The organism is Streptomyces sp. NPDC050560 (assembly GCF_044457285.1).
GTDB lineage: Bacteria > Actinomycetota > Actinomycetes > Streptomycetales > Streptomycetaceae > Streptomyces.
In genome coordinates, this window is the sequence record NZ_JBITGT010000002.1 from 692,329 (window position 1) to 705,611 (window position 13,283).

13 protein-coding genes are annotated in these 13,283 nt (G+C 72.7%); 7 read left to right on the top strand and 6 right to left on the bottom strand.

Translation table 11 applies throughout. The features are described from left to right. The first annotated feature begins 57 nt into the window (after positions 1-57). Entirely contained in the window at positions 58-1,407 is a 1,350-nt protein-coding gene (gene ccrA / locus ACIBIW_RS07270) for a crotonyl-CoA carboxylase/reductase (RefSeq protein WP_399332841.1), read from the top strand. Between the two features lie 104 nt (positions 1,408-1,511). Here the strand turns inward: ccrA and ACIBIW_RS07275 are convergent, their stop codons facing one another. Together ACIBIW_RS07275 and ACIBIW_RS07280 are read right to left on the bottom strand one after the other, a co-directional pair. Then, a complete protein-coding gene (locus ACIBIW_RS07275) occupies positions 1,512-3,011 on the bottom strand; it encodes a carotenoid oxygenase family protein (protein ID WP_399332843.1) in 1,500 nt (499 codons plus the stop codon). 221 nt (positions 3,012-3,232) lie between these two features. Continuing rightward, complete coding sequence (locus tag ACIBIW_RS07280) at positions 3,233-4,099, bottom strand: NAD(P)H-binding protein (protein WP_399332845.1); 867 nt, start codon at positions 4,097-4,099, stop codon at positions 3,233-3,235. Positions 4,100-4,299: 200 nt separating this feature from the next. Between ACIBIW_RS07280 and ACIBIW_RS07285 the strand changes: the two genes are divergently transcribed. Then, positions 4,300-4,530 (top strand): FitA-like ribbon-helix-helix domain-containing protein, encoded by a 231-nt coding sequence (locus ACIBIW_RS07285; protein WP_399332847.1) that lies wholly within the window; start codon positions 4,300-4,302, stop codon positions 4,528-4,530. 5 nt (positions 4,531-4,535) lie between these two features. Then, positions 4,536-4,949 (top strand): type II toxin-antitoxin system VapC family toxin, encoded by a 414-nt coding sequence (locus ACIBIW_RS07290; protein ID WP_399332964.1) that lies wholly within the window; start codon positions 4,536-4,538, stop codon positions 4,947-4,949. A 92-nt stretch (positions 4,950-5,041) separates the two neighbouring features. On the opposite strand, the gene ACIBIW_RS07295 is transcribed toward ACIBIW_RS07290, so the two are convergent. Continuing rightward, positions 5,042-5,515, bottom strand: a complete 474-nt coding sequence (locus tag ACIBIW_RS07295) for a MarR family winged helix-turn-helix transcriptional regulator (protein ID WP_399332849.1) — start codon at positions 5,513-5,515, stop codon at positions 5,042-5,044. A gap of 169 nt (positions 5,516-5,684) precedes the next feature. Between ACIBIW_RS07295 and ACIBIW_RS07300 the strand changes: the two genes are divergently transcribed. The 3 genes from ACIBIW_RS07300 (at position 5,685) to ACIBIW_RS07310 (ending at position 8,541) form a co-directional block, all read left to right on the top strand. Continuing rightward, a complete protein-coding gene (locus ACIBIW_RS07300) occupies positions 5,685-6,485 on the top strand; it encodes an SDR family NAD(P)-dependent oxidoreductase (RefSeq protein ID WP_399332851.1) in 801 nt (266 codons plus the stop codon). A 234-nt stretch (positions 6,486-6,719) separates the two neighbouring features. Continuing rightward, a complete protein-coding gene (locus ACIBIW_RS07305) occupies positions 6,720-7,544 on the top strand; it encodes a BTAD domain-containing putative transcriptional regulator (RefSeq protein ID WP_399332853.1) in 825 nt (274 codons plus the stop codon). 193 nt (positions 7,545-7,737) lie between these two features. Then, a complete protein-coding gene (locus tag ACIBIW_RS07310; protein ID WP_399332856.1) occupies positions 7,738-8,541 on the top strand; it encodes a thioesterase II family protein in 804 nt (267 codons plus the stop codon). 204 nt (positions 8,542-8,745) lie between these two features. On the opposite strand, the gene ACIBIW_RS07315 is transcribed toward ACIBIW_RS07310, so the two are convergent. Further along, a complete protein-coding gene (locus tag ACIBIW_RS07315) occupies positions 8,746-10,257 on the bottom strand; it encodes a DHA2 family efflux MFS transporter permease subunit (protein WP_399332858.1) in 1,512 nt (503 codons plus the stop codon). A gap of 215 nt (positions 10,258-10,472) precedes the next feature. On the opposite strand from ACIBIW_RS07315, the gene ACIBIW_RS07320 reads away from it, so the two are divergent. After that, a complete protein-coding gene (locus ACIBIW_RS07320) occupies positions 10,473-11,615 on the top strand; it encodes a Rieske 2Fe-2S domain-containing protein (protein ID WP_399332860.1) in 1,143 nt (380 codons plus the stop codon). A 46-nt stretch (positions 11,616-11,661) separates the two neighbouring features. Here ACIBIW_RS07320 and ACIBIW_RS07325 read toward each other — a convergent pair whose 3' ends face one another. After that, complete coding sequence (locus ACIBIW_RS07325; protein WP_399332862.1) at positions 11,662-12,372, bottom strand: glycoside hydrolase family 11 protein; 711 nt, start codon at positions 12,370-12,372, stop codon at positions 11,662-11,664. A gap of 353 nt (positions 12,373-12,725) precedes the next feature. Further along, on the bottom strand, positions 12,726-13,265 hold the full coding sequence (locus ACIBIW_RS07330; RefSeq protein ID WP_399332864.1) for a MarR family winged helix-turn-helix transcriptional regulator: 540 nt from the start codon (positions 13,263-13,265) through the stop codon (positions 12,726-12,728). Positions 13,266-13,283 lie beyond the last annotated feature (18 nt).

Sequence of the window (13,283 nt, forward strand, 5' to 3'; positions counted from 1 at the left end):
GTCGGAGCGGGACCACCGTCCGGACGGGTTCTGGAACGAGGCAGGAGCGTTGGCGAGATGGACGAGATACTGAGCGCGATCGTGGACGGCGCGGAGTCGGACGACTTCCGAGCGCTGCCGATCCCCGAGTCGTACCGCGGCGCGGTGCTGCTCGCCGAGGAGACCGGCATGTTCGAGGGGGTGCCGTCCGACCGGAAGGACCCGGCGAAGGCGCTGCACCTCCAGGACGTGCCCACCCCGGAACCCGGCCCCGGCGAGGCGCTTGTCGCCGTCATGGCGAGCGCCGTGAACTACAACACGGTGTGGAGCGCCATCTTCGAGCCCGTGCCGACCTTCGCGTTCCTGCGCAGGTACGGCAAGGCGAGCGAGGAGGGCAGGCGGCACGACCTGCCGTACCACGTGCTCGGCTCCGACCTGGCCGGTGTGGTGCTGCGTACCGGCGTCGGCGTCTCAGGATGGAAGCCGGGGGACCGGGTGGTGGCGCACTGCCTGTCCGCGGGGCTGAACTCCGCCGACGGGCACGACGACACCATGCTCGACCCCGAGCAGCGGATCTGGGGCTTCGAGACCAACTTCGGCGGCCTCGCCCAGCTCGCCCTGGTGCGCGCCAACCAGCTCATGCCGAAGCCGCGGCACCTGTCGTGGGAGGAGGCGGCCTCGTCGGGGCTCGTCAACTCGACCGCGTACCGGCAGCTCGTGTCCCGCAACGGCGCCAGGATGAAGCAGGGCGACAACGTGCTGGTGTGGGGCGCGGGCGGCGGACTCGGCTCGTACGCCGTGCAGTTGGTGCACAACGGCGGCGGCATCCCGATCTGCGTGGTCTCCAACGCGCACAAGGCGGAGCTTGTCCGCTCCATGGGCGCGGAACTCGTCATCGACCGGGCCGCCGAGGAGTTCACGTTCTGGCGGGACGAGCGGACGCCCGACCCCAAGGAGCGCAAGCGGTTCGGTGAGCGCATCCGCGAGCTGACCGGCGGCGAGGACGCCGACATCGTGCTGGAGCACCCCGGGCGCGAGACGTTCGACGTGAGCGTGTTCGTGGCACGGCGCGGCGGCACCATCGTCACCTGCGCGTCCACGTCCGGCTACGAGCACCAGTACGACAACCGCTATCTGTGGATGTCGCTGAAGCGCATCATCGGCAGCCACTTCGCGAACTACCGCGAGGCATGGGAGGCCAACCGGCTCATCTGCAAGGGCATGGTGCACCCGACGCTGTCGAAGGCGTACCCGCTCGACGGTGTCGGCGAGGCCGTGACCAGCGTCCGCCGCAACGAGCACTACGGCAAGGTCGGGGTGCTGTGCCTGGCGCCCGAGGACGGCATGGGCGTGGAGGACGAGGAGTTCAGGGCCCGGCATGTCGAGGCCATCAACCGCTTCCGCACCCCCGACCCGCTCACCGCCTGAACAAGGCGCCCGGAGGCGCCGGATCGAGGGGGTGTGCGATCCGGCGCCGGTACCGGGAGGCGGTGCGCCCGCCACCCGGTAGGACGGTGTTCCGGGGCGGTTGGTCACGCGTCGGGGACCCAGCTTCCGTGGAATCCCAGCGGCACCCTGCCGGGGAGCTGCACCCGCGCCAGCGGATGGCCGTCGAAGTCCTCGGCGGAGAGGACGAGGAGGTCGGTGGCGCCGCGGTGCGGGTCGTTGACGTACGCGAGGACATAGCCGTCGTCCTCGTGGCGCGCGCCGCGCCGTGGCACGAACACCGGCTCCGATGCCGCCGCGCCCCGCGCGAACCGCCGCGTCCTGGTGCTGCCGCGCAGCATGTCGTGCTTGACCAGGTAGTTGCCGAACGACGCGTCGGGCGGCACCCCGTCCACCGTCTCGTACGCGGCCCACATCTCCCCCGCGGAGGTGGTGTACGCGTAGCGGTGGCGGCGGGAGACCAGCGACTCGTTGATCCTGGGGAACTCCTGGGGCCTGTCGTCGATGCGGTGGGTGCGCACGGAGCCCCGCCCCACGTCGATCGTCCAGCGGTCCAGCGCCGGGGTGCCGGTGGCGGAGGGGCCGCCGTTGCCGCGGCCCGCGGCGTAGAACGGCGCCGGCATGGAAGCGAACTCGACGACGACCGTGTCACCCTCGTCGTAGGCGTTGAGGGTGTGCGAGTAGTAGGTCGGGTCGACTTCGAACCAGCGCACCGCGCCGCCCGTCCGCGGCAGCAGCCCCACCCGCGTGGGGTGCTTCTCGTTCCACACGTACGGCACGGTGGTGCCCGCCGAGGGGTCGAAGGTGATCGGCACGTCCACGACCACCACGTACTTCCCGGTCAGCGCGAAGTCGTGCATCATCGGCGCGTCCGCCACCGGGATCTTCGTGGTGCGCGCCACCCGCCCTGTGCGGTCGATCATCAGGTGCCGTACGTGGTCCCAGGCCGGGTAGTACGTGATCGCGTGCAGCTCGTCGGCCCGCGCGTCGTACTTGGTGTGCGCGGTGAACGCGCCCTCCAGGGTGCCGCGGAAGTCGTGCGGGCGCACCGTGTTCAGGTCCCCGTCCAGCTCGTAGGGGAGCGGCCCGCTCTCCTGGCAGGCGAGGATGCGGCCCTTGTACGGGATGACGTGCGTGTTGGCGGCGAAGTCGTCCGGGGGCGTGCTGCCCGGGTAACTCTCGCCCAGCTTCTCCGCGACCGCGGCCGAGCGCACCCACCTGTTGCGGTACCACTCCGCGCGCCCGCCGCGCAGCCGCACCCCGTGCACCATGCCATCGCCGAGCATCCAGTGGTGGGCCCGCGGGTCCTCAAGGCCGAGGACGTTGGGGCCGTTGCGGAGGTAGCGGCCGTCGAGGTCCCGGGGGATGTGGCCGACCACCGGCAGGTCGAACGCGGTCAGTTCCTCGGTGACCGGCGCGAACGCCCCTTCGAGGAACGGGTACGACTCCTTGTCGGCCGCGCTCCCGCCCCCGGTGGCCGCGCTCGCCGCCGCCGCGTAGTGGCCGCCGGCGAAGCCGCCGACGACGCTGCCCGCCGCTGCCAGCGCCGCGCCCTGGAGAATCCTCCGCCTGCTGTGACTGGTCATCTCGTCGCTCTCCCCGTCCCGCGGGCCCCGCCCTCGTCGACGGGCGCCTCGTTCCGACAGGGAAGATCCTGCTCCCCGCCGGGCCGCGGGTCAGTGGGCGTGGGGCCCGGGGCGGGGGTGTTGCCAGCACCCCTCTTTCCCGGAGGCGGCGGGGGAGTCGGCGGCGCGTCCGCGCGGTGCGGGGGCTGCGTGGTGCCGGGGGTCGTGTGGCGCGGGGGCCGTCAGGTGAACGCTGCCCTGTGATCCTCGGCCCACCGTGCGTAGGAGCGCGGGGCGCGGCCCGTGAGGCGTTCGAACGCCGGGTCCACGGCGGCCTTGCCGCCCGCCGCCTGCCGCAGCGCGCCCGCCGCCAGCGCCTCCGCCACCCCCGCCGGATATCTGCGCCGCCAGCCCTCCAGCGCCCGGTCGAGGGGGAGTTCGCGGCAGTCGAGGGGGCGGCCGACGGCGCGCGCGAGCGCGGCCGTCTGCTGCCGCGCCGTGACCGCCTCGGGCCCCGTCAGCGGATACACCAGGCCCGCGTGGCCCGGCTCGGTGAGGGCGCGCACCGCCACCTCCGCGACATCCCTCGGGTCCACGCACGCGTTCGCCGAGTCGGGGAACGGCGCCCGTACGACGCCCTCCTCGCGCACCGAGCGCGCCCAGCCGAGGGTGTTCGTCATGAACGCGCGCGGGCGCAGCAGCGTCCAGCCGAGGCCGGACGCGCGCAGCGCGTCCTCGTTCGCCCGCTGCCAGGCGGTGACGAGATCGTCCGCGCCCGGATCGCCGACCGCGTGCGCGGAGAGCTTCACCACGTGCCGCACCCCGGCGCCGCGCGCCGCGCGCAGGAACGCCGCGTCGTGGGGCGCGGACGGGTCGGCGGTGACGAGGAACGCCGCCGTCACCCCCGCGAGCGCCCGTGCCAGCGAGCCGCCGTCACCGTACGAGCCGACGGCCACCTCGTACGAGCCGACGGCCGCCCCGGGCACGGGCCCCGGCAGCGCGAGCCGCGCCGGGTCACGCACCAGCACCCGCAGCGGGCCGCCCCGCCCGAGCAGCCGGGACGCCACCTCGCGCCCCACGGTCCCCGTCACCCCGGTCACCAGGATCACCGCAGCCCCCTCCACGCCCGCCGTCCCCACGCACGCTACGCGCGCCCCGCGCGGGTAGACGTGCCGCGGCCCGCGCCCACCGGGCGCAGTCCTCCGCCGTCTGGTCGTGCCGCACCCGTGCGGTTGGACCAGGAACGCCTGTGCAGCACAGTCAAAGGCTTGTGACTGCATAATGCCTGCACAGGTGCTAAAGTGAAGGCATGACCGCCATCACGATCCGGGATGTTCCGGACGACACCGTCAACGCGCTGAAGGTCCGCGCCGCGCAGGCGGGCAAGTCGCTCCAGGCGTACGCCCTGGACCTTCTCGCCCGGGAAGCCGCCAAGCCCACCCTTGTGGAAATGGCCACCCGCCTGGAGCGTGAGACCCGTACCGAGCTGAGCACGACCGACATCCTGGACGCCATCGAGGACGGGCGGAACCGGCGTTGATCGTCGTGGACTGCTCCAGCCTCGTACACTTCCTCCTCGACCAGGGCAAGACCGGAACCGCGATCCGTGAGCGGGTGAGCCGCGCCGACACCGTCGCGGCGCCCGGCCTGCTGGACTACGAGATCACCTCCGCCGTCTTCGGGCTGGCCCGCGGCCGCCGAGGAGACAAGCCGAAGATCACGGAGAAGGAGGCCTTGAAGGCGGTCGTCGATTACCAGGCCCTCGCCCTCGATCTGCACCCCACGCTCATCCTGTGGCGGCGCGTACGCGCGTTGTCGAACAATCTCTCCGCCTATGACGCCCACTACGCGGCCCTCGCCGAGAGCCTCGGCGTCCCGCTGATTACCAGCGACGCCAGGATCGGGCGCAGCGGGGCAACGCGCTGCGCGATCGAGACCTACGAGGCATCCGGCACCTGACCCCGCCGTCCCGCCCCGACGGGCGGCCCCAGGAGGGCCCTTTCGCTGGTGCTCCCGGACACGCGGGCGCGTGGCCCCGGGGTGCCGTGCCGTTACGGTGCCGTGTCGCCGGGGGCCGGCAGGCCGCGGCGCACCACCCGTACCAGCGGGGCCAGTTCGGGGTCGGCGGCGGCCGTGTCGAGGGCCGCGCTGAGGGCGGCGTCGTGGGTGGGGCGCGCGCCGTCGAGGAGGGCGAGGCCCGCGGGGGTGACGTCGGTGTAGATGCCGCGGCGGTCGGTGGGGCACAGGTAGCGCGAGAGCAGCCCGCGGTCCTCCAGGCGGGTGACCAGCCGGGTGGTGGCGCTCTGGCTGAGCACGACCGCGTCGGCGACCTGCTTCATCTGGAGATGGCCGCCGTCGCCGTCGTGCTGCCTGCTGAGGACGTCGAGCAGGGAGTACTCGCGGGCGCTGAGCCGGTGACCGGCCTGGAGCGCGCGCTCCACCGCCGCCTCGATCCGGCCGTGCAGCAGCGACAGCGCGCTCCAGCCGTGCGCGAGGGCGGTCATGGCCGGATCGGTGGCGGTCATGGCGGTCCTTCCGAGTTCTGCCCGGCATGAATCTGCCGGGCGTGTCGGCAACTGTACTGCGCTTGCGGTTATCCGTTGTGTGCAATTATTGTGTACGACGGTAAATTGCCAAGGAAAGTATTTTGCCGGGCCGCCCCGCCACTCGGAACCCCCGTCACGAAGGAATCCCATGCGCATCGACCTCACCGGCAAGTCCGCGCTCGTCACCGGCTCCACCCAGGGCATCGGGCGCGCCATCGCGGCGGGGCTCGCCGCCGCCGGGGCCACGGTCGCCGTGAACGGGCGGCGGCCCGAGACGGTGGCGGAGGCCGTGGCGGCGCTCTCGGCCGACCTGGGGGAAGGGGCGGGCGGCTTCACCGCGGCACCGGGGGACGTCTCCACCGACGAGGGCGCCGACGCCGTCGTCGAGGCCGCAGGGCCCGTGGACATCCTCGTCAACAACCTGGGGATCTTCGGCGCGAGCCCCGCGCTCGCCATCACGGACGCCGAGTGGCGCCGCTACTTCGAGGTCAACGTGCTCGCCGCGGTCCGTATGATCCGCGCCCTGCTGCCCGGCATGAAGGAGCGCGGCCACGGCAGGGTGCTCAACATCGCCAGCGACTCCGCGGTGGTCACCCCCGCCGAGATGGTCCACTACGGCGTCTCCAAGACCGCCCTGCTCGCCGTCTCGCGAGGCTTCGCCAAGGACGCGGCGGGCACCGGTGTCACCGTCAACTCGGTGCTCGCGGGGCCCACCCACACCGGGGGAGTCGAGGACTTCGTCTACCAGTTGGTCGACCGCTCGCTGCCGTGGGACGAGGCACAGCGCGCCTTCATGCGCGAGCACCGCCCCCAGTCGCTGTTGCAGCGCCTGATCGAGCCCGAGGAGATCGCGCACATGGTCGTCTACCTCAGCTCCCCCTTCGCCTCCGCCACCACGGGCGGCGCGGTACGCGTGGACGGCGGCTATGTGGACGCGATCCTGCCGTAGGCGCCGGGCCGCCGGGACCCGGCGGGGTGCCGTGGCCGGAACGCGCCCGTCCCCCGGGCATGAAAATCTCATGCCCGCCTCCTTCTCCTTTCACGTCCGGGCTCGTGAGCGCCTAACTGGGCGCCGCCCCCGGCGCGTGCCAAGGTCACCTACAGGGTTCCGGAGCCCCGGAGGGAAGCCGGGGGCGGGCCGGGGGGCCCACGGAGACCGGAGAAGCCGGAGATTGGGGGAGAGATGGAGATCGGTACTCTCGGGCCGCTGGTGGTACGGATCGACGGGACGTCGATCGTGCCCAGCGCGGCCAAGCCGAGGCAACTGCTTGCCCTGCTCGCGGTCAGCCCCGGACGCGAGGTGACCATGTCGGCCATCACCGAGGAGCTGTGGGACGCCGAGCCGCCCAGCGGCCCCGTCGGAGTCGTCCAGACCTACGTCAAGCAACTGCGCCGCTCCATCACCACCGCCCTCGGCCCCGCGCACGGCACGGACGCCAAGGCACTGCTGCGCCGCGGCTACTACGGCTACGCCCTCGACCTGCCGGGCGCCCCCTGCGAAGCACGCCGCTTCGAGGACCTCACCGCGCGCGGTCTTCGCGCCCTCGGCGAGGGCGGCCCCGAGGGCGACGAGGAGGCGTCCAGGCTGCTGACCCGCGCCCTCGCCACCTGGCGCGGCGACGCCCTCGCCGGCATCAGGGCGGGACGCCCGCTGCGCGCCGAGGCGCTGCGCCTCGAAGAGACCAGGTCGGCCGCGCTCGAAGGGCGTATCACCGCCGACCTGCGGCTGGGCAGGCACGCCTCGGTCGTCGGCGAACTCGCCGCGCTCGCCGAGCGCTTCCCGCTCCAGGAGAACCTGCACGCCCAGCTCATGCTGGCGCTCTACCGCTGCGGCAGGCCCTTCCACGCCCTGGAGACGTTCCGCAGGCTGCGCAGGTCGTGCGTGGAGGAGCTGGGCATCGAACCGTCCGCGCCGCTCCAGCGGCTGCACCGCGCCGTCCTCTGCGGCGACCCCTCGCTCGAAGCGCCCGCGCGCGAGGGCGGCACGCTGCATTTGGCGGCCTTTTAGCCACGTCGCACAAGCTGGGCGGGTACCGAAGGGGGCCGCCCCACCGCGCTCCGCGCACGCCCGCCGGGCCCGCCCGCCGCACCGCCCGCCCCGCTGGGGCAGGGCCGCGCCGCGGCGGCCTCACCGGCCGGACGCGGCCGCGCGCGTGCGGCGGCCCCCTTCGGCGCTCCCTGCGAGAGGAGACCCGAGCACGATGACGCGATACCTGTCACGGACCGGTGCCGAGTCGGCAGGGCACGGCATCCGGCTGCTCTGCTTCCCGTACGCGGGCGGCGGCGCCTCCGTCTTCGGACGCTGGCAGCGGGGGCTCGACGCGCACGGCGCGCGCGCCCAGGTGCTTCCCGTCCAACTGCCGGGCCGCGAGGGCCGGATGAACGAGCCGCGCTTCACCGACCTCGACGCACTCGCCCGCGACCTCGACGAGGAACTCGACGACGTACTCGCCGGGCCGCACGTCCTCTACGGCCACAGCATGGGCGCGCTCGCCGCCTACGCGCTCGCCCGCAGGCGCCAGCGCCGCGGCGCGCCGCTGCCCGCCGCGCTGGTGGTCAGCGCCTACCGGGCGCCGCACCTGCCGGCGCCGAGCATCGCGCGGCCCGACGCGAGCGACGAGGAACTGCTCGCCGGCCTGATCAGCCTCGGCGGCATCCCCCGCGCCCTGCTCGACCACCCGGAGTGGCTCTCCGCGCTGCTCCCGGTCGCCAGGGACGACCTGATGCTGTGCACCTCGCAGGCGGCCACGGGAAGCGGCGAGCCGCTGCGGATACCGCTGCACCTGTTCGCCGGGCTGCGCGACCGGCTGGTGTCCGTGCCCGAGGTCGTCGCCTGGCGGCGGCACGCGGGCCGCGGCTGCGAGATGCGCACCATGCCGGGCGGCCACTTCTTCATCCGCGCCCACGAGGACGCCTTCCTGCGCGAACTCTCGGTGGTCCTGCGCCACCACGCCGCGCGGGCGGAGCGCCGGGAGCGCATGCTCGCGGGTGCCGTACCGGCCTGAGCCCCCGCGGCCCGTACCGCACCCGCGCCGCGGGGCGGCCCCCCTCCCCCCGGGGGCCGCCCCGCATTTTCCCGTTCCCGGCCCCGGCCGCGAGGGGCGTCACCATGCCGAGCGCCCCCGCACCCAACCCCATGAAGGCGCCCCCACCGGTCCGCGGTGGGGGCGCCTTCGGGTATCGGGGCGGATGGGTGGCGGGGCCGGTGCTCAGCCCCGTACGGGCTCTGCGGGCCGGTCGGCCTGCTTCTTGTTGCGGAACACGAACAGGCCGTTCAGGAAGCTGAGTCCGAGGAACACGGCCAGCACCATGAAGCCGGACTGGAGACCGTCCACCAGGGCGTGGGCGTGGTCGGCACCTGCCGCGGCGGAGTCCGCCATCTTGTTGTTGAGCACCGTCACCGACACCGCGATACCGAACGCGGCGCCGATCTGCGTGGAGGCGTTGAGCAGCGCGGACGTGGTGCCCGCGTCCTCGTCGGTGGCCTCGGACGTGCCGATGACCGGGGTCGGGATGAGGCAGCACACGAGGCCGACGCCGAACGTCGCGGTCACCGGCAGCAGGAAGCTCCAGTAGCCGCTGTGCACGGGCATGCCCACCAGCATCGTCACCGTGCCCGCGAGGGCGACCGTGCCCACCAGGTACATCGGCTTCGGCCCGGTCTTGGTGATCAGGCTGGACGCGAGCGGCGCGAGCATCATCAGCGCGATGCTCACCGGCAGGTACGCGAGCCCGGTGCGCAGCGGGCTGTAGCCGAGGACGCCCTGCATCCACAGCGGCAGCAGGAAGAAGATCGGCATCATCAGCGCGGCCGTCAGGAACTCGCCGAGGCTGCCCGCGACGACCGACCGCGACCTGAACAGCCGCAGCGGCACCAGCGGCGCCTTGCTGCGCTGCTCCACGAGGACGAACGCCACCAGCAGCACGGCCGCCACGACGAACGAGCCCAGGGTGCGCCAGTCCGTCCAGCCGTGGTCCGACGTGGTGACGATGCCGTACACCAGCAGCAGCAGTCCGCCGGTGGCGGTGGCGGCACCGAGCATGTCCTTCGGCGGCCGGTTCGCGGGCGGCTTCGGCACCTTGATCAGGGCGACGGCGCAGGCGCCGAGCAGCACGCCGATCGGCACGTTGATCCAGAACGCGTACCGCCAGTCGGCGTTGACGATGGCGCCGCCGAGGATGGTGCCGACGGACGCGCCGATACCGATGACCGCGCCCCACACGCCGAACGCCTTGGCGCGCTCCTTGGCGTCGGGGAACACCGTCACCAGGATGGAGAGCGAGGCGGGCGAGAGCGCCGCGGCGCCGATGCCCTGCGCGGCGCGGGCGCTCAGCAGCGTGGCCTCGGAGTCCGCGAGGCCCGCGAACAGCGAGGCGGCCGTGAACAGCACCAGGCCGAACAGGAACACGGCCCGCCTGCCGATGACGTCGGCGAGCCGCCCGCCGAGCAGCAGCAGGCCGCCGAAGAGCAGCACGTAGATGTTCATGACCCACTGGAGCCCGGTGGTCGAGAGGCCGATGGCCTCCTGGAGCCTGGGGCCCATCACGTTGATGATCGAGGAGTCGATCGCGATGACGAACTGCGCCACCGAGATCACCCCGAGAATCCACCATCGCTTGGCGTGGGCGGGCCCCGGGGCGGGCGGCGCGGCCCCGGCCGCCGTCTCGGGCGGTACGCGCGGAACCGCGACCACCGGCTCCTGGGGTGTGTCCACGGACATGTTTCCTCCTGGCGGGCGAACGTGACGGAGAGAGGGGCCGCCGTTCGGGGACGACCGCGCAGGGACAGTAGGAGAGACCGCTGTAGCAAGGCTTAAGGCGCCCGGCAGTCGGGTGAGCCGGTCGCCCGATCGAACGCCCTCGCCATCCCATGTTCCGACATGATGAATAAAGTCGTCTTTGTCAGAATCATCCGGGTCCTGTGCGAGGGAGAACCATGGCGGAGACAGAGCGCGAGGCGCCGTCCGCGCCCGAGCCGGGGAGCGCCGGTATCGCCGCCGCCGACCTCCGGCGCGTCGGCATCGCCCTCGACCACTGGTACCCGGTCGCCGAGTCCCGCAGGGTCCGCCAGAACGGGACGCTCGCCGCCGCCTTCGCGGGCGAGCGCATCGCCCTGTACCGGGGCGCGAGCGGTACGGTCCACGCGCTTGAGGACCGCTGCGCCCACCGCCAGGTGCCGCTGAGTATGGGCGTCGTGGTGGGGGAGGCGCTGCGCTGCTGCTACCACGCCTGGGACTACCGCGGCACGGGCCGCATCTCACGGATTCCGTACCTGCCGAAGGGGGTACGGCCGCCGCGCGGGGTGCGGGCGTACCCGGTGCGGGAGGCGTACGGCCTCGTGTTCGTCTTCCCCGGGGACCCGGAGCGCGCGGCCACGACGCCGCTGCCGCGGCTGCCCGCGGCGCTCTCGCCCCGGCACCGCACGATGGTGTTCTCGCGCCGGGTGCGCTGCCACTACTCGTTCATGCACGAGAACCTGCTCGACATGAACCACCAGTTCCTGCACCGGGGCGTCCTCGGCAGGATCGAGCCCAAGCTCCTCGGGTACGACACCGGTGAGGACTTCGTCGAGGCCCGCTACCTCTTCAGCCACGCCGGAGGCAAGAAGGACCTCGGGGCCGGGCTGCTGAGCGCCGAGGGCAGGGGCGGCGCCGCCTCCCCCGACCGCATCACCATCCGCACCCAGTACCCGTACCAGCACCTCCACCTGGTGCAGGAGGGGACCGAGGTGCCCGCGTTCTCGCTCTTCGCGGCGTATGTGCCGGTCGACGCCGAGCAGCGGGTCAACCACACCTTCGGGCTGCTGTCGATCGAGAAGCCGCCGGTCCCCGGCGCCCTCCGGCTGGCCTGGCCCTTCATCCGCCGCTTCACCGAGCGGGTGTTCGCGGAGGACCGGATGGCGGTCGAGGCGGAGCAGCGGGCCTGGGACGAGCAGGGGGAGGACTGGAACCAGGAGGTCTTCCCGCTGATCCTGGAACTGCGCGACGTACTGCGTGCCAACGGCGTCCCGATCCGCCCGGACACGGGCCCGTGCGCCGCGGCAACGTCGGCGTGCGGCACACGGCCCACGTCCCTCTAGCGGAACACCGGTATCCGGGGTCCGGGCAGTCGTCCGGGTGCCGGTTCTAGCCGCTTACGGAGATGCTGGAGCTGCCGCTGCTCTGGTAGCCCTCGGTCGCAAGGATCATGTAGTAGGCGAAGCTGCCGAGGTTCAGGCCGTAGCGGCCCCAGCCGTCGAAGTGGTTGCCGGTGGTGATGGTGCCGCCGGTGCGCTTCTGCTGGCGCACGCTCCAGTACTGGTCGAACGTCTTGGTGCCCTCCACGGACGGCGCGTTGTACCGGGTCGTCCTGTACACGTCGTAGGTGCCGCCGTCGCTGCTGACGGTGCCCTTGTACTCGCCCGTGGGCTTGTACGTGCCGTAGTTCTCGACGACGTAGTACTCGACGAGCGGGTTGGACGTCCAGCCGTACAGCGCGAGGTAAGCGTTGCCCGACGGGTTGAAGGAGCCCGAGTACGAGACGTTCTTGCGGCCGCCGTTGGCCCAGCCCTTGCCGCACACGAAGTTGCCGACGTTGCTCCACTGCGTGCGGTAACTGCCGCCGGAGGACAGGGTCATGGAGACCGAGCCGCCGCCGTCCGTCCAGAACGAGTAGTAGAAGCCGTTGTCGGTGCCGGTCTGGTTGGTGGTGATGACGGTGTCGGCGCGGGCGCTGTCCGGCAGCAGCAGCGCGGACGACGCGGCGGCGGTGAGGGCCCCGACGCCGCCGATGAACCCTCTGCGGCTGAGCGCGGGGAACGTGCCGCCCTTGCGCGCGGCGGGTTCGTTCGTGTTCATGCTTCCTCCTCGTGGGGGCCGGCGGCCGGGCGCACGGTGCGGGTGCTCGGGGAGTGCGGGGGGGGACTGGGGGGTGGCCGACCGCGATGGGGGGCTGTCGATGCCGGACAGTGTTGGTCCGGGCACGCTGGACTGTCAACAGTTTCGACAGGCATACCGAAAATGTTGTTGGGGTGGGTGTAGGGCGTGCCCGGAGTCTTTGCAGGTGGAAGAGACTTGGGGGAGGCTCAGGGCCGTTTTGGGGCGGGCAGGAGTCAGATTGTGCGGCCTTGCCGCGATCTCATTCGCCGAAACTTTCGCGAACATTTGCGGTCACGGAAGCCCTCCGCCCCTGCCTCGCCCTTGTCGCCGTCTCAGCCGTCGCGGTCGTCTCTGTCGTCTCTGTCGTCTCTGTCGTCTCTGTCGTCCCCCTCACCGTCTCCGGCCGCGGCGATCTCCTCGGCCGAGAGTGCGGAGAGCTTCGTCAGGGCGCTCAGCAGGGCCTTGCGTTCGGTGGCGGTGAGGCGGGTCAGCAGGGCGTCCTCCCGGCGCTGGATCGCCGTCTGCGCCGCGTCGCGCACCCGGCGGCCCTCGGGGGTGAGCGACAGCAGCCGCACCCGGCGGTCGGAGGGGTCGGGTACGCGGCGGATCAGGCCGCGCTCCTCCAGGTCGTCGAGCACGCCGATGATCCGCGTCTTGTCCGCGCCGATCGACGCCGCGAGCGCGGCCTGGGTGCGCACCGGCTCGTCGTCGAGCCGCAGCAGCACCGAGTACGCCCACATCGTGAGGCCGTGCCGCTCCAGCACGGGCAGCTCCGCGGCCGTCAGCGCCCGGCCGAGCGGTACCACCATCGCCGCCAGATCCCTCGGGCGCGCGGCCCCGTCCCGGCCGGCCGTGCCGCCGTGGTCGTTCATGGTGCGGGAACCTCCTTG